This window comes from Candidatus Poribacteria bacterium, assembly GCA_026706025.1.
GTDB lineage: Bacteria > Poribacteria > WGA-4E > WGA-4E > WGA-3G > WGA-3G.
The window spans coordinates 111,222-126,170 of sequence record JAPOZO010000095.1; the positions used below are offsets into that span (position 1 = coordinate 111,222).

Annotated in this window: 15 protein-coding genes; 3 read left to right on the top strand and 12 right to left on the bottom strand. The window is 47.8% G+C overall.

Annotated elements, in window-relative coordinates:
* Nucleotide 1: 1 nt before the first annotated feature.
* The 3 genes from OXH00_24825 to OXH00_24835 all read right to left on the bottom strand — a co-directional run bounded on the left by OXH00_24825 (nt 2) and on the right by OXH00_24835 (nt 1,839).
* Nucleotides 2-763: a universal stress protein gene (locus tag OXH00_24825; protein ID MCY3744250.1), complete on the bottom strand. Its 762-nt coding sequence runs from the start codon at nt 761-763 to the stop codon at nt 2-4.
* 316 nt (nt 764-1,079) lie between these two features.
* Entirely contained in the window at nt 1,080-1,430 is a 351-nt protein-coding gene (locus OXH00_24830) for an STAS domain-containing protein (protein MCY3744251.1), read from the bottom strand.
* Between the two features lie 61 nt (nt 1,431-1,491).
* Nucleotides 1,492-1,839, bottom strand: coding sequence for an STAS domain-containing protein (locus tag OXH00_24835; protein MCY3744252.1), 348 nt, complete (start codon nt 1,837-1,839; stop codon nt 1,492-1,494).
* A gap of 322 nt (nt 1,840-2,161) precedes the next feature.
* Here OXH00_24835 and OXH00_24840 point away from each other — a divergent pair, with 322 nt between their 5' ends.
* Entirely contained in the window at nt 2,162-2,908 is a 747-nt protein-coding gene (locus OXH00_24840; protein MCY3744253.1) for a JAB domain-containing protein, read from the top strand.
* Between the two features lie 5 nt (nt 2,909-2,913).
* Here OXH00_24840 and rlmB read toward each other — a convergent pair whose 3' ends face one another.
* From rlmB to eda, 7 genes are all read right to left on the bottom strand, one after another.
* Complete coding sequence (gene rlmB / locus OXH00_24845; protein ID MCY3744254.1) at nt 2,914-3,654, bottom strand: 23S rRNA (guanosine(2251)-2'-O)-methyltransferase RlmB; 741 nt, start codon at nt 3,652-3,654, stop codon at nt 2,914-2,916.
* 42 nt (nt 3,655-3,696) lie between these two features.
* Nucleotides 3,697-3,936 carry a hypothetical protein gene (locus OXH00_24850; protein ID MCY3744255.1) on the bottom strand — a complete coding sequence of 80 codons (240 nt, stop codon included), beginning with the start codon at nt 3,934-3,936 and terminating at the stop codon, nt 3,697-3,699.
* 32 nt (nt 3,937-3,968) lie between these two features.
* On the bottom strand, nt 3,969-5,834 hold the full coding sequence (gene iolD / locus OXH00_24855; GenBank protein ID MCY3744256.1) for a 3D-(3,5/4)-trihydroxycyclohexane-1,2-dione acylhydrolase (decyclizing): 1,866 nt from the start codon (nt 5,832-5,834) through the stop codon (nt 3,969-3,971).
* A gap of 109 nt (nt 5,835-5,943) precedes the next feature.
* Entirely contained in the window at nt 5,944-6,951 is a 1,008-nt protein-coding gene (gene iolC / locus OXH00_24860; GenBank protein ID MCY3744257.1) for a 5-dehydro-2-deoxygluconokinase, read from the bottom strand.
* Nucleotides 6,948-7,724: an aldolase/citrate lyase family protein gene (locus OXH00_24865; GenBank protein MCY3744258.1), complete on the bottom strand. Its 777-nt coding sequence runs from the start codon at nt 7,722-7,724 to the stop codon at nt 6,948-6,950. The genes iolC and OXH00_24865 overlap by 4 nt, the downstream gene beginning before the upstream one ends.
* A gap of 11 nt (nt 7,725-7,735) precedes the next feature.
* Nucleotides 7,736-9,670 carry a serine/threonine-protein kinase gene (locus OXH00_24870; protein ID MCY3744259.1) on the bottom strand — a complete coding sequence of 645 codons (1,935 nt, stop codon included), beginning with the start codon at nt 9,668-9,670 and terminating at the stop codon, nt 7,736-7,738.
* 95 nt (nt 9,671-9,765) lie between these two features.
* On the bottom strand, nt 9,766-10,425 hold the full coding sequence (gene eda / locus OXH00_24875; GenBank protein MCY3744260.1) for a bifunctional 4-hydroxy-2-oxoglutarate aldolase/2-dehydro-3-deoxy-phosphogluconate aldolase: 660 nt from the start codon (nt 10,423-10,425) through the stop codon (nt 9,766-9,768).
* A gap of 232 nt (nt 10,426-10,657) precedes the next feature.
* On the opposite strand from eda, the gene OXH00_24880 reads away from it, so the two are divergent.
* Together OXH00_24880 and OXH00_24885 are read left to right on the top strand one after the other, a co-directional pair.
* Nucleotides 10,658-12,004 carry a hemolysin family protein gene (locus OXH00_24880; GenBank protein MCY3744261.1) on the top strand — a complete coding sequence of 449 codons (1,347 nt, stop codon included), beginning with the start codon at nt 10,658-10,660 and terminating at the stop codon, nt 12,002-12,004.
* Between the two features lie 24 nt (nt 12,005-12,028).
* Nucleotides 12,029-13,390: a hemolysin family protein gene (locus OXH00_24885; GenBank protein ID MCY3744262.1), complete on the top strand. Its 1,362-nt coding sequence runs from the start codon at nt 12,029-12,031 to the stop codon at nt 13,388-13,390.
* A 40-nt stretch (nt 13,391-13,430) separates the two neighbouring features.
* Here the strand turns inward: OXH00_24885 and OXH00_24890 are convergent, their stop codons facing one another.
* Nucleotides 13,431-14,183: an SDR family oxidoreductase gene (locus tag OXH00_24890; GenBank protein MCY3744263.1), complete on the bottom strand. Its 753-nt coding sequence runs from the start codon at nt 14,181-14,183 to the stop codon at nt 13,431-13,433.
* Nucleotides 14,184-14,341: 158 nt separating this feature from the next.
* On the bottom strand, nt 14,342-14,920 hold the full coding sequence (folE, locus tag OXH00_24895; GenBank protein MCY3744264.1) for a GTP cyclohydrolase I FolE: 579 nt from the start codon (nt 14,918-14,920) through the stop codon (nt 14,342-14,344).
* Nucleotides 14,921-14,949 lie beyond the last annotated feature (29 nt).

The window sequence follows — 14,949 nt, forward strand, 5'->3', positions numbered from 1 at the left end:
GTTATCTTGTCACCAAAACTGCACGATTCGCGAGTTTGACAACAGTCTGTGTAGTGCTTTGAAAAACAAGTTCGTACAACCTACCGTGATGGCTCGCACTCAACGCGATGAGGTCACAATCATTTTCCTCCGCGTTTTCCAAGATATTTGCTACCGTAAAACCACGAGCGGTCAGGAAACCGGTCTGAACGTCATAGTATTTCAAGTATGCTTCCATCTGCTGCTTAATCTGCGTCGCTTCGGGTTGTGTACTTGAAAGTGCGAGTCCAAGGATACCAGCCTTTGTCAATTCTCCAATCTCTGCGACAAGCCCCAAGGCGTGGTCAGAATAGGTATCTCCGTGATGGACAGCGAGAATTTTCCGTAAAAGTGTACACTGTTCGTGTACCACGATAATCGGTCGCGTGATATGCTGCAGGACATCGTCAATTTGGTTCTGAATCAGTTTGAGCCGACGTTTTCTCACATCTTCAGGAAGTCCAACAACAACGAGGTCCGCGGAGTGAGCCTGTTCACATATCATCTGTCGCGGGTTCCCGGCGATAGATTCAACGTGATAATCGAGAAAATCGTAGAGGGAGCATTCTGCTTCTGTTCGGCGGAGAACAGTCGCTGCAACATCAGCATTCCCGCCATGGCTGCTGTCTTGAAAGAAAACACACGATAGATGTGTACCTAAAAGCACCGCCAATTGACCGGCGTACTCAAAGGCATTTTTTTCGTAATCCGTATCGCCGATGGCAACGAGGATATTTTTTATCATAGTTTCCACTGAGACTAAACTCAACCCTTCAGGTTTAGGAGACAGTCTCACCCTCGTGAATAAGACCAAAGTTTTCCTTGAAAAAAGATTAATTTTGGTCTGAAAATGTCGTATAATTTACTATAGTCGGCATCGGTTATAGTTGAAGCTGCGATAGACAGCTCGAACAGTGAGCCAACTACGTAAAAGCTTTAACGCTTGTCTGTCAAAGTTCTTAGAACATCTATCATTTGAGTGTAGAAAAAAACGCGTAATGGCGAATTCCATTTCAGACACTGTTCTGATCGCCCGCGAACACGCTACAATCAAACCTAAACTACGGATGGTGCAGCAAGGCGGCGACAGCCTCATCTTCGTTCTCAAAACTTTTGAAAACGGTGATCAACCGAGCCATGACAATGAGGTTTTTGACATGTTTGTTCACGTTAATCACCGCGATCTTCCCGCCGCGCGGACGAATGTCGGAATAAATCTTCATGAGTGCCCCAAGTCCAGAACTATCCATCCCAGTTACCTCTTTAAAGTCAAACACCAACCTCGGTGGTGAGGTGCTCTCGGCAAGTGTCTCTGCCACAGCTTCCGAGATTTCCCTGATACCTGGGGTGATCATTCTACCGTTGAGTTTAAATATAACGACCCCTTCTCTCTCAGATACGGTAATTGCCATAATCTGCTCCTAAATACTATAGCCAGTTTCGCTTGTAGGCACGTTCTCTCAATTGTGCTGATTAGCCGCCGCTCGATAGCCCGGAAACGGCAGCATCCTCGTCTTCAAAATGTTCAAAGATACTAACCAATCGGCTCCGGACAATCAGGTTTTTGATGTTTTTCCCGACATGGATGACACCAATGCGACCATTCTTTCGCGTTGCAGCGACATGCGCACCCATTAGGGTCCCGAGACCTGAACTGTCCATCATCGTAACGCGCTCGAAATTGATAAGGATACGTGGCTCATCGGAGGCATCTATTTGCGAGGTGATAACGTCCCGTAATTCCGATACTGAAGCACCCATTATTTTACCGTTCGGTTCCAAGATTGCAACGCCATCTTGCTGGCGAATCGTAGTTGCCATGAATTCTCTCCTTCTTGATTTTTTGGAAAACTGAAAGCACCAAGTTATTTTTCTAATTCTACTGCATTTTAAACTATTTGTCAACCTTCAATTTAGGTACTCTCCCCAAATCACGTGAAAAAGGTTCACGCCTTTCAATTTTAAATGGCATTTTAGAGAACAAGTAGCCTTCCGTCCCAACACAAATTATAGGTCACACCCTATTACCTTTACAAGGCAACGAAAGGACACACCCTCGAAACACTAACAGATTTTGTTTGTTTTTATTTTAAAAATTCTGTATAATTGCCGCTAAGTGTTCTATTAGATTGAAAGGGACGCAATGGATAACGAATACAAATTACGAATCAAGGACCTGCCCGAAAGTGAACGCCCGCGAGAAAGACTTCATAAGTACGGACCAGAGATTCTGAAAGACTCAGAGTTATTAGCCATTATTCTCAAGAGTGGCTTCAAAGGAACAACTGCCGTTCAACTCGGCGAACAGATCCTTACAGCACTTGGCGGTGATCTCAAACGGATGGCTGATTACAAATCCAAGCAATTTGAAAAGATCAAAGGTGTCGGCGAAGCGAAAGCAGCACAGATCGTCGCAGCACTTGAACTCGGAAAACGACTCGCACGCTTCCATGCCGAGCGAGATAAGATTACCTCACCGAGCGATGTCGCCGACTTGATGATGTCTAAAATGCGATACCTACAAAAAGAAATCGTTTGCGTCTTATGTCTCGATACTAAAGGCGGCGTAACCACAAAGGGGATCGCAGGCGATCTTGATAGTGACTTGACTTGGGGCAAAAAACTATCGGAAGCAACAGTTTTTGAAGGCACACTCAACGCCAGCGTTTTTCACCCACGCGAAATTTTTCGATTCGCAATTGAGGAATCCGCGAACTCAATCGTCCTTGTCCATAATCATCCATCTGGCGACCCGCAACCGAGTCAGGAAGACATTCGGGCAACCAAACAATTGATTGAGGCTGGCAACCAAATCGGGATTAAAGTATTAGATCATGTCGTCATTGGGGACGGGATCTTTGTGAGTCTAAAGGAAGAGGGATTCATTTGAAAGGTTCACTTTGCATCACGTTGCCGAAGCACTTCATATAGCAGAACACCGGCTGCAACTGAAACGTTGAGCGATGCAATTTTTCCTAACATCGGTAGATGCACGAGATAGTCACACTTCTCCTTGGCAAGCCGTCGGATGCCTGTCCCCTCGCCGCCCAACACGAGACATAAGGGTACATTAAAATCTGCATCGGTGTATAGCAATGACGTATCCCCAGTAGCACCTGCAACCCAGATGCCTGCTTTTTTAAGCGTGTCTATGGTGCGCGCGAGGTTCGTTACTTTGACAATAGGGATATAGGCAGAAGCACCTGCTGATGCCTTGTGAACAGCGGCTGTGATACCGACAGCACGGTTCTTCGGAATGATGACAGCGTCGGCATTCGCAGCATCGGCAGTTCGGAGGATCGCCCCAAAATTCCTCGGATCCTGAACCCCGTCTAACATAATCAACAGCGCATCGCGCGCCCCATGTTGCACCTTCGCGAGTATTGATGACAGATCACTATAATGTGGGGTACTCACAAAAGCAATAACACCTTGATGCGGCACAGAGGGTTCAAGCCTATCTAATTCGCGGCGTGTACAGCGTTTTATGGGGATGCCTGCCCGTTCCGCCATTGTGACAATTTGGTGGATGCGCGAGTGCGTGTTTCCTTCGACGATACAGATTTTTTCCACATCTTGAGACTCACGCTGTAGGCGTTCTATGACTGGGTTTCTGCCAACGATATATTCAGGCATAGACAAGTACAAAAGGGCGGATTGGGCATCCGCCCTTTGAAGTTAGTTACCACGGACGAATTTAACATCGGGGCCACGCGGCGTGATTTTGATATCTGGGTCCGCCGCTTGGCATTGGACACAGGTTATATCGCCAACGTTTGCATTTTCCATCAGCGGCGCGAGTTTTCCCAATTTAAACACAAAACTTAAAATGTCGTCTGCTGGGATTTTCCCGCCACACGCACTACAAGGGATCGCTTCCCCTGACTTGACTTTCGCTAAAAGTTCTGAAGCCTTCATAATTTCCTTCCGTTTTAGAGTAACCCAATTATCTAAAGGAAATAACGTTCCTTCTGCTTATCCGATTCGTACGCTTCGTACGCTTCTTGTGCTGAATCTACTTCGGAGACTTCGGCGATAGGCACATCCCACCAAGATTCGTAGCGCGGGACCTGCTCGTAGTAATCCACATCAATCTTCACAACAGTTGTGTGTGCTGCTTCGCGTGCTTCATGTAAAGCAGCTTTGAGACTCTGCAAAGTCGTCGCTTCAATTACCTTGGCACCGAGGCTCGCGGCATTCGCGGCAAGATCCACCGGTAAAAAATCACCGGAAAGTTCGCCACTATCTTCGTCACGGTAGCGGAAACGGGTGGCAAACCCCTGTGCACCCGTCGCACGAGATAACCCACCGATGCTACTATGCCCTTCATTATTAACAAGCACAACAATCAGTTTATAGCCTTCCTGAATGGATGTGATAATTTCCTGTGCTAACATCAGGTATGAACCATCACCTACCATAACATAGACATCACGACTCGGATCTGCCATTTTGATGCCCAACCCACCGGCAATTTCATATCCCATACACGAGTACCCGTATTCCAAATGGTACTGTTTTGGATCGCGGGTCCGCCATAATTTATGCAGATCACCCGGCAAGCTGCCCGCAGCACAAACTATGACATCTTCAGGACGAGAGAACTCATTCACCACACCAATCACTTCGCTTTGGCTCGGCAAGGGACCGTGACTGAGATGATAAAGCCGATCTACCTCTTCCTCCCACTCGGCACGATATTTCTCAATTTGCGCGCTGTAGTCTGCAGCAACGTGATAGTCTCCTACGGCAGTAGCGAGTTCGGCAAGCGTGACACGTGCGTCCGCAACGAGAGGTAGCGCAGCATGCTTATAGGCATCAAATTCAGCGACATTGATATTGATAAAACGGACATTCGGGTTCTGGAAAGCCGTTTTGGAAGCAGTCGTAAAATCACTTAAGCGCGTGCCAATGGCAATAACCAAGTCTGCCTCTCGTGCGGTGATATTCGCACCCGGTGTACCGGTCGCGCCTATTGCGCCGAGATTCTGTGGATGATTATACGGTAATGACCCTTTACCTGCGAAGGTTTCGCCAACCGGGATACCTGTCTGCTCTACAAATTGCGCGAGTTGCGTTGTGGCTTCGCTATAGATCACACCACCACCGGCGATAATTAAGGGGCGTTTACTCTCGCGAATCCATGCCGCTGCTCGACGCAACAGCCCTTCGTCTGCACGCGGACGAGAGATGGTATAGACGCGCTTCTCAAAGAGCTGGGCAGGGTAATCGTACGCCTCGGCTTGAACATCTTGCGGGAGTGATAGCGTTACGGTACCTGTTTCCGCCTGAGATGTTAGCACCCGCATCGCCTCTGGTAACGCTGTGATGATCTGTTCTGGGCGGTTAATGCGGTCCCAATAGCGTGAAATCGGTTTGAAACAATCGTTCACCGAGTAATCTTGTGAACTCGGGGACTCCAGCTGCTGTAAAACTGGGGCGACTAAACGGGTCGAAAAGATGTCCCCCGGTAACAAGAGCACAGGTAATCGGTTAATTGTCGCGCCCGCTGCACCTGTAATCATATTCGTCGCGCCCGGCCCGATAGAGGATGTGCAAGCAAAGGCGCGCAAACGGTTATTCATCTTGGTAAATGCAGCAGCGGTATGCACCATTGACTGTTCATTCCGGGTTTGATAGAAACGAAAGGTATCAGCGTACTGGTGCAACGCTTGCCCAATCCCGGCAACATTGCCATGCCCAAAGATACCGAACATCCCAGCGAAGAACTGGTTTTCGTTCCCGTCTCTTTCAACGTATTGTTGTTCAAGAAATTGAACGATGGCTTGTCCCATCGTGAGTTTTCGTGTGCTCATGAAGATGATTCCGCATTTTCCTGCGTAGAAAATGTGTCTCCTTTGATAAAGTGGCGTATGGATTGAGGCACGAGGGTATAATCATCCATACAGGTTCGGGTAATCGCGTTTACCATCCACCGCGCGCCTTGACAAATTCATCAACTTCGGGCATTGTTGGCATAAAGTTCGCGCAGCCGTGCCGTGTTACGACAATCGCGCCAGTTGCATTGCCAAGACGCGCTGACTTCTCCCAACTCCAGCCGCTGAGGTTACCGTAAATGAAACCGCTCGCGAAGGCATCCCCCGCACCGAGGGTATTGTAAACTTCAACAGGAAATGGTGCCGCGTGAATGACTTCACCACTCATCAGATGAACATCTGCACCTTTAATACCACGTTTCACTATGAGCGCATCTGGCCCCGCACGCAAAAGCGTTTCAATCGCAACCGCCATATCGCCTTCAATTGTAGGGTTGGAAATTTGGGAGTGCTCAATTGTGAGTTGCGAAAGGTCAGTAAGCGTAGCGGCTTTGATCTCCTCTTCTGTGCCGATAGCAATATCAATATAACGCAACGCAGATCGAACAACAACGCCAAATGCTCTCGGATCATGCCACTGATCTGCCCGAAAATCGAGATCCAAAAAGACTTGGTTACCAACGGATTGTGCCTGCTCTGCAGCATAAAGCGTCGCACTACGACTCGGTTCTTTGCTCAAACCCGTACCGGATATCAACACTGCCCGACTTTCAGCGATTGGCGCAGCGAGAACATCGTCAATAGTGAGTTCAATATCCGCACAGTTATCACGGTAGTAAATCAGAGGGAACCGATCAGGGGGTTCGATACCAAGTACCACGGCACTCGTTCGGTGATCAGGCTTATGCGGAATAAACTCGGTTTCAACGCCTTCATTCTTCAAAAACTTGAGCAGGAACTCGCCAACCGGATCTTCACCGATAGCTGTCAATAGCGCAGCCTGAAGCCCAAGTCGCTGAACACCGACGCTGATGTTGGTCGGACACCCGCCGACGAAGGCACCGAAACTTTTAATGTCTGGAAATGCCGCACCGATGTCATTCGCGTAGAGATCTAAAGAACTCCGTCCAATTGTGAGGAGGTCGTATGGTTTCATCTTGAATTCGCCGCTTCTTTGAATTTCTGATGCTCCTCGGCAAATTTACGGGTCAAGAGGAAAGCATCATTTCCGCATGCAATGAGTTGAACACCTAAGTCCAACCACTGTTCACCGCTCTCAAAGTCATTGACATAACAACCCAAAGCGATATTGTGCGTCTGTGTAAGTCTGATAATTTGTTTTATAGCGTCTAAAAGTAGCGGGTGGTCGAGTTCGCCGGAGATGCCCATAGATGTTGAGAGATCATAGGGACCGATGAATATAACGTCTAACTCGCCAGTGGTGAGAATGTCGTTCAGGTTTTCGACAGCTTTGACGGTTTCGATTTGCCCGATGGTGAGGATTTCCTGATTTGCGTTGCGTACGTATTCTCGGGTATCAAGTTTTGTGAAATCTCCATAATCGGTGTGTCCGATTCCGAATGCCACGCCTCGGTCGCCTTCGGGCGCGTATTTTGTCCAGTGTTTTATTTTTTCGATATCTTCGCGGGATTCAACCCGGGGAATCATCACCCCAGTCGCTCCAGCGTCAAGCACCCGAGAAATAAAATGACGTTCAAGGGCAGGCACACGGACAATACAAGGCAGATTTGAGCCACGTGCATTCCGAATTATCCGTCCAACGGCTTCTATGGAAAAGGAACTGTGTTCTAAGTCTGCGATCATAAAATCTGCGCCAGCACTGGCGAGGAGTGTTGCAATCGCGGAGCCGCCAAATTCAAGTACAAAGGTCCCAACGAGTATTTCTCCACGTTTCAAAGATGTTTTCACGTACAACCCCTTCAATTGACAACCGGGATTTCCGAAATTAATTTCTGCGCTTCGCTCACCATTTTTGTGGGTGCCGACATTTTTTCACCGATTGCCAAGATCAACATGTAAAAGTCGTAAGCGGTTTGTAACTCGTTATTAAGGTGAGCACTTTCAGCAGCGTTGAAATAACAAACAGTTGCCATCCTGTGGCACTCCTCAACGAGCGTAGGCATATTCACATAGCCGTGATTGTAGGCGGCAAGGATATAAGATTTTCCTGCTTCTTCCCATGAACGCTGGAGCTCAAATTGCCGTGCAAGGCGTGTGTAGTAGACGGCACCCTTTTTAGCATTTCTTCTCGCGAGGCGCTGCTTCTCGGCAACCGTGTAAGCGAAGCGAGCGCGCGTGTAGCAGTTGGCAACGAGTTCTAATTCATCTTCCCTAACAAAATTGCCTGCCTGTTTTTGATAGAACTTGCCTAACTTATTATAGAGCGAGAGCCACTGCCGGGTACGCCCCTGTTGCTCAAAAATCTGAATTTGTTGGAAGATACGAAGTGCATCTTCTTCATGCGGATACTGGATATCACTATGAACTTGGTCGAGTAGGTATTCCGGGGACGCTTCCTCAATTACGAGTCGATAGCTGCCGGATGCCTCGACACGAGGCTGTATCGGCTTTACGCCGGTTGGTTCTTTCGGAGCTAATTTTTGATGCTCAAGCCACGTCCGAAGATCAATACTTTCATCGTCCGGCAGTTTCTGAATAAGGGAGACGACCTCCTCCACAGTCGGGTTTGCTGAGAGCGGCATATTCACTGTATCAAGCGTATGAAACAAATTATCAACAATTTTGCTTAAACCCTGATTATCAATACAGAGGCTGCTTGCTTTGTGAAGTTCAGCAAGTACGCTCGGATAGTCTCGATTCTCCACGTGGCGTACGGCACGTGTATAATGTCTTTCGACTTGCGCTAACAGTTTTTCGCGTTTGGTATTTTCCTCTTTTTGTCGGCGCTGAAAAAATAGATTTTGATTCATCCGTTCTGCGTCTGCGAGTGACAGTCGGAACGTTTTCCGGTAGCGTTCAAGTGCTTCTGCTAATCTTGGGTGGCTTGAATTGACACTCGCATCAATGAGTTCCGAGGCTTGTTTGACGTACTCATCTTGCCGGATGCGATCCAGTTCTTCATACATCTCGGTAGCACTTTGATGGCGTTCTGAGAGTTGCCGATGGAGTGCTTTTTGTAAAAAGTTGCGGAGCACCTCTGGGCATCTGTCAATTTCTTCTATTTCTCCGGCAGCTTTCTTTTTATCTATTTCTTTATTTTCACCTGAGAACGGAAAACGCCCGGTTACGGCTTGATATAGGATGAGTGCTGTGGAGTAGAGATCCGCTCGATAGTCATAAGACCCATAGGTTTGTTCGGGTGCCATGTAACGCCGCGTGCCTGCCATGGTTTCAGCGAATTCAGTCGTCTCACCAAAGATACGAGCGATGCTGAAGTCGGCAACTTTTGCTTCTTTTTCAGTGGTGAGCAAGATATTTTGCGGCTTGATGTCCCGGTGCATAATCTTATGAACATGTGCTGCCTTCAACCCGCGACAAATGTCCAAACCGATGTTGAGGGCATCCGTTAGCACGAGTGCCCCTTCCTGCATCAACTCGTGAAGACTTTTCCCTTCAACATACTCCATTACGATCCACGCCACGTAGTCGTCCTCGCCGGGTTCAACGGTATGAATGGAGACTATATTTGGATGCTTCCAAATTTTTGACATCGCTTGAAATTCGTTTAGCAAAAACTTCATTCTGCTCGCAGGGTAGGCGGTTTTTGCTAAGGCTTTAATGGCAACGATTCGGTTTGTCATCTCTTCGCGGGCGCGAAAAACTGAGGAGAAGCCTCCTGAATTGAGAAATTCAAGCAATCTATATTTACCTAAGATTAATTGATCAATCTGCATAGCGGTATCTTACAAGCGAAGAGTCTACAATCTTTGGTAACAAGATTAACAAAATTAATACGAATTGTCAACACAAAAACGCATTTTCAGTGGGTTTAAGCCGAATTTATACCTGAACGGGCGCGTTGCACCTCCTTGACAAGCTTCTCAGCTCTTTCTGTGAGGCGTGCAAATTCTCGGGTTTCAATCAATTGATTATTCACCAGTGCACTCCCAACGCCCAAAGCAGTAGCACCAGCAGTAATAAACTCAGCGGCGTTTTCAGCGTTGATACCCCCCGTTGGAACAAGCGGGATCTGCGGAAGCGGCGCCTTGACATCTTTTATATAGGCGGCACCAACACCACTCGATGGAAATACCTTGACATAGTCCGCCCCTGTTTCCCACGCCATCAAAATTTCTGTTGGCGTAAAGGCACCCGGGATAACGACTTTGCCGTAGCGGTTACAGATCTCAATGACCTCTGGTTTTGTAACCGGGCTGACGATGAATTCCGCGCCTGCAAGCATCACAGCGCGGGCTGTCTCCGCATCTAACACCGACCCGGCACCAACCAGAACGGCATCACCATACGCTGATGAAACGTCGCTAATGACTTGTAACGCATTCGGGGTCGTCATCGTGACTTCAATCACGTTAACACCACCGGCATGAATTGCTGCCGCCGTCTCAATCAATTCACTTGCACTGTTGGCGCGAATAATAGCGACAATCCCACATGTTTCGATCCGTTGCATCTGTTCTAATTTCGTCATAGACTTCCTAATCAGCACCTTTAAATGAAGCCTTCACTGAGGTGCTTGAGGCTAAAGGCACATAGTTTGCAAATAGTGCCTTAAAAGTGGTGATATTTTTGTTGCGATTTGTCTGTTAATATGTTATAATTATAAAGAACGAGGCAAAGAGATTACAGACCATCGCTAATCCAGTATCATTAATAGCGATTCTCGGTTCGTAAACGTACCAAAAATTGCTTTCAAAAAAAGAATGGAAGTTGTTCCACTACTCCCCTATCTAATTGGCTTGCCAAGTTTACTTGTCCTCTCCGGCTTTTTCTCCGGCTCCGAGACGGCTTTATGCGCACTTACCCAAGTTCAAATTGAGCGGATTCGTGTTGAAAAGGGCAGCGCGTCTGCAATCATCAATTTCGTTGACAATCCGCGCAGACTGTTTATTACCGTCCTACTTGGTAATAACCTTGTCAACGTTGCGTTCGCAATCCTCATGCTCTCGTTTATCGGGCGAGTGCTTCCCGAACACCCCGAATCCATCCGTTTTGTTATCGCCTTAGTCCTCAATGTTTTCCTCATGCTCATTTTTGGCGAAATGACGCCAAAGACGCATGCTATTAAACATGCGGAGTCCTTCGCGAAAATAACGGCACCGCTGTTGTGGGTATTTTCTGTTATCATCTCGCCACTACGCGGATTGCTACGCAGAATCATCGACATCCTCGTCCCTATATTTGGTGGACACCTACCGCCTACCGAACACCTCACCGCAACGGACTTTATAGAAATTCTCAATACATACCACGAAGAAGCCCTTCCCTCTGATGAACGCGAAATTGTCAGCAATATCCTTCAATTGCGCGACATTGAGGCAAAAGAGATTATGGTACCGCGAACCGAAGTCGTCGCAGTTCCGACATCAAACACGATTCGCGCAACCTTAAAACAAGCAAAAGATTCTGGGTTCTCACGGATTCCGGTTTATCAGGAGCAGATTGATAATATCTGTGGTATCTTCTATGTCAAAGATCTCGCGTTATGGCGACACGCGGATGTGAATTCGCTCACAATTGATGCCTTTCTCGAAAAACGGGATCAGATTTCTGAAGATCCCTCCAGCACCTCCCTGATTCGAGAACCTATTTTCGTTCTTGAGACCCGTAAAATCGGGATGTTGTTACTACAACTCACACGCGAAAAAACCAAAATGGCGATTCTCCGAGATGAGTATGGCGGTGTTTCAGGCATTGTTACGACCGAAGACATCATTGAGCAGGTCGTCGGGGATATTGCTGACGAACATGATAGAGATGACGCACCGCCTGATTTCGTCAAACACTCTGAAGCACCATTATTACTTGAAACTTCCGGACGTATGAGTATCCGGAAACTCAATCAGCAATTTGAACTAAAACTCAGCGAAGATGATGTTGACACTATTGGTGGCTATGTTCTTAGACTTTTCGGACGAATTCCCTCCGTTGGTGAATCCTATACAGATGAAAACGGCATCGAATTTGAAATTACCGCTACAGAAGGAAATGTTATCACAAGTTTGTTCATCAAAGTCCCGGTTCCCGATGAAACTGAAACAGAAGCTTAGCAACAGATACCAAATACAAGACAATTGAGAATTTTTTTATTATCCCTCATTTTAATCGGTGCAAGTGGCACTGGGCAGATTATTGTACTAATTTCGCTTGCCTTTGCGGTGCTTGTCTGCCTTGTACTTTCAGCCTTCTACTCCGGTTCGGAAACAGCACTGGTATCCGTCAATAAAATTCGGATTAACCAACTCGTTGAATCTAAGGATGCGAAAGCAAAAATTATTCACCGCTTGGTTGAATCTCCTGATAGAATGCTCGCGCTGACTTTAGCCGGGACAAATCTTGCGAATATTCTGATTTCACAATTCGGCGACCGATTGACTGCGAGAGTCTTCCCTGAAGCAGAAAATCTACAAGAACCGATCGCTATCATCTGGGTAACCACGCTGCTCCTCATCTTCGGTGAAATTTTGCCGAAAACGATTTTTCGCGTTAAGGCAGATAGCCTCGCGCTGCGCTATGCCTATCCGTTACGGTTCTCTGAATCGGTATTAGCCCCTCTAATTTACCTTGTACAAACTTTGACCAAACTCATTGTCAGGATCGTCGACAGAGGCGCGAGTACACCGAGTCCCGATGCCCAACGTGAAGAGTTACGGCTACTCGCCACGATGGGTGAACGTTCAGGCAATCTACTTACAGACCAACGCCGGATGATCCACAGCCTACTCAACTTACAAGATCGAACCGTCGCACAAGTCATGGTCCCGCTTGTCGATATCGTCGCAATTGAAAGAAACACCAACCGTGAAGACTTTTTGCAAATCGCCACTGATGCCGGTTTTTCAAGAATCCCTGTCTACGAAGAACAGATTTATAACATCGTCGGGATTGTCAACCTCTTGGATGTCATTTATGATGGCGTTGAATCAGGCACCGATGTAGATAAAGTTAATAAAGAGGACACCGCACCTGCGACAATCGAACCGTTCATTCGGACAGACTTGCATTTTGTGCCTGAATCGAAAAATATTAATGCACTCCTCAAAGAGATTCAAAATACCCGGCATACGATGGTATTCGCAGTCGATGAATATGGCGGCACCGTCGGACTCGTTACCGTCGAAGACTTGGTTGAAGAAATCGTCGGCGAATTCGCCGATGAACGTGATGGACCCGACCTTATCCGTTTAATCGCACCCCACATCCTTGAATGTGACGCAAGAGCCGAAGTCGATCTGCTCAAAGAACACTACGGACTCCCAATTCCTGAAGGCGACTACGAGACTGTAGCTGGCTACATCCTCGACCGGACCGGGACGATTCCTGAAACCGGTACTGAACTTAATTTAGCCGATGCCATTATCACGGTCACGGATGCCGACGCACGTGCTATCCGTAAAGTTCGTATCCGGCGAAGACTCGGACGTTTCACGTCTTGATCACACATCCCATACACCGCCCCGATCCGCATAAACGCTATTAGAGAATCCCGAGTGGTGGCATTACGACGCTCTCTTCGGTTACCATGCCAAGCGGCTGTTGGCAGATAGAAACAACGGATCCTGCTACATGTTCAGGTTTAAGCATTTTTTCAAAGTCCGGGGGTTCTGGAACGTCATCCCAAAACGGGGTATGCACCGAACCCGGCAGCACCGCGGCAACGCGAATATTCTGCTGGCGGACTTCGGCAGCTAAAACCTTCGTCAGTGCCAATGCGCCTGCTTTCGCCGCGCAATAAGCCCCTGAGGCTTCAAACGGAACCTTCGCAGCGATCGAAAGCACGTTAATAATCTGTCCATTGCCCTGTGCTAACATCGATGGAAGCACATACTTCGAGCAGAGATAAACCGACTTCAAATTGGAATTGAGCACTGTATCCCAGTCGTCAGGTGCGAAATCGACGACCGGTCCGAAATAACCGATCCCGGCGTTATTAACCAGAATATCCACGCGTTGATATGTATCAAGCGTCTGTTCAACTAATCGCTGCACGGCAGCTACGTCAGTGACATCCGTCGGAACAGCCAATGCTTCAGCACCACTTTCCTTGAAATCGGAGGCGACCTGTTCGAGTGTCTCACGTGTTCGGGCGGCGAGCACAACCTTCGCGCCTGCCGCTGCGAAAGCGGATGCAATCGCTTTACCAATCCCCTTTGACGCGCCGGTAACCACGGCGACCTTTCCGTCAAGTTTGGTTATCTCTTGCGCATTCGGATGGCTCGAAGAAACCATGCTCACCTCTACATTCTACAATGTGTTTAAATCTGTCTACAACGACAAAAAAGTTAGGACTTGTGCAACCCTACTCCAGTTGCCAGCGCGGTCGAAAACCTTGCCGTTTGTCAAAGACCGAGTAGGAGATTAGCGTGCGTAAGTCCTGAAAAACTGTATTAAGATATTTGGACGCACCTCAAAAACTCCGCACGCGTTGAACTATCCTCGCGGAACGCGCCGCGCATGACATTTGTTGTCATTCTTGGTGCCTGCTTTTCCACACCCCGTGCCATCATGCACAAGTGTTGACCCTCCATGACAACCGCAACACCGCGCGGGTCAAGCGCAGTTTCGAGTGCCTCGGCGATCTCACGGGTGAGGCGTTCTTGGACTTGCAACCGCCGGGAAAACATATCGACGATGCGCGGGATCTTACTCAAACCAATAATCTGGTTCCTTGGAAGATACCCGACGTGACATTTGCCCCAAAAGGGGAGAATATGGTGTTCACAGAGACTGTAAAATTCGATCTCCTTCACGATCACCATTTCGTCGTAATCTTCGTCAAAGATCGCCCCATTTAAAATTTCATTGATGTCTTGATGGTAACCGCTCGTCAAAAATTCCATCGCTTTCGCGGCACGGAGCGGCGTTTTCACCAAGCCTTGACGACTTGGGTCTTCACCCAAATTTCCAAGAATTTTGGTGAAAAGATTCTCTAATTCTGGGTTTGGAGGCTCCTGTTTAAGATCCATAGTGTTAAAGTTTGTCTCCATTGCACTGT

Bases quoted from the DNA above. Each gene is read 5' to 3' on its own strand.
- OXH00_24840 (MCY3744253.1), top strand. From the start codon at position 2,162: ATGGATAACGAATACAAATTACGAATCAAGGACCTGCCCGAAAGTGAA.
- iolD (MCY3744256.1), bottom strand. From the start codon at position 5,834: ATGAGCACACGAAAACTCACGATGGGACAAGCCATCGTTCAATTTCTT.
- rlmB (MCY3744254.1), bottom strand. From the start codon at position 3,654: ATGCCTGAATATATCGTTGGCAGAAACCCAGTCATAGAACGCCTACAG.
- eda (MCY3744260.1), bottom strand. From the start codon at position 10,425: ATGACGAAATTAGAACAGATGCAACGGATCGAAACATGTGGGATTGTC.
- iolC (MCY3744257.1), bottom strand. From the start codon at position 6,951: ATGAAACCATACGACCTCCTCACAATTGGACGGAGTTCTTTAGATCTC.
- OXH00_24880 (MCY3744261.1), top strand. From the start codon at position 10,658: ATGGAAGTTGTTCCACTACTCCCCTATCTAATTGGCTTGCCAAGTTTA.
- folE (MCY3744264.1), bottom strand. From the start codon at position 14,920: ATGGATCTTAAACAGGAGCCTCCAAACCCAGAATTAGAGAATCTTTTC.
- OXH00_24890 (MCY3744263.1), bottom strand. From the start codon at position 14,183: ATGGTTTCTTCGAGCCATCCGAATGCGCAAGAGATAACCAAACTTGAC.
- OXH00_24870 (MCY3744259.1), bottom strand. From the start codon at position 9,670: ATGCAGATTGATCAATTAATCTTAGGTAAATATAGATTGCTTGAATTT.
- OXH00_24835 (MCY3744252.1), bottom strand. From the start codon at position 1,839: ATGGCAACTACGATTCGCCAGCAAGATGGCGTTGCAATCTTGGAACCG.
- OXH00_24825 (MCY3744250.1), bottom strand. From the start codon at position 763: ATGATAAAAAATATCCTCGTTGCCATCGGCGATACGGATTACGAAAAA.
- OXH00_24830 (MCY3744251.1), bottom strand. From the start codon at position 1,430: ATGGCAATTACCGTATCTGAGAGAGAAGGGGTCGTTATATTTAAACTC.
- OXH00_24850 (MCY3744255.1), bottom strand. From the start codon at position 3,936: ATGAAGGCTTCAGAACTTTTAGCGAAAGTCAAGTCAGGGGAAGCGATC.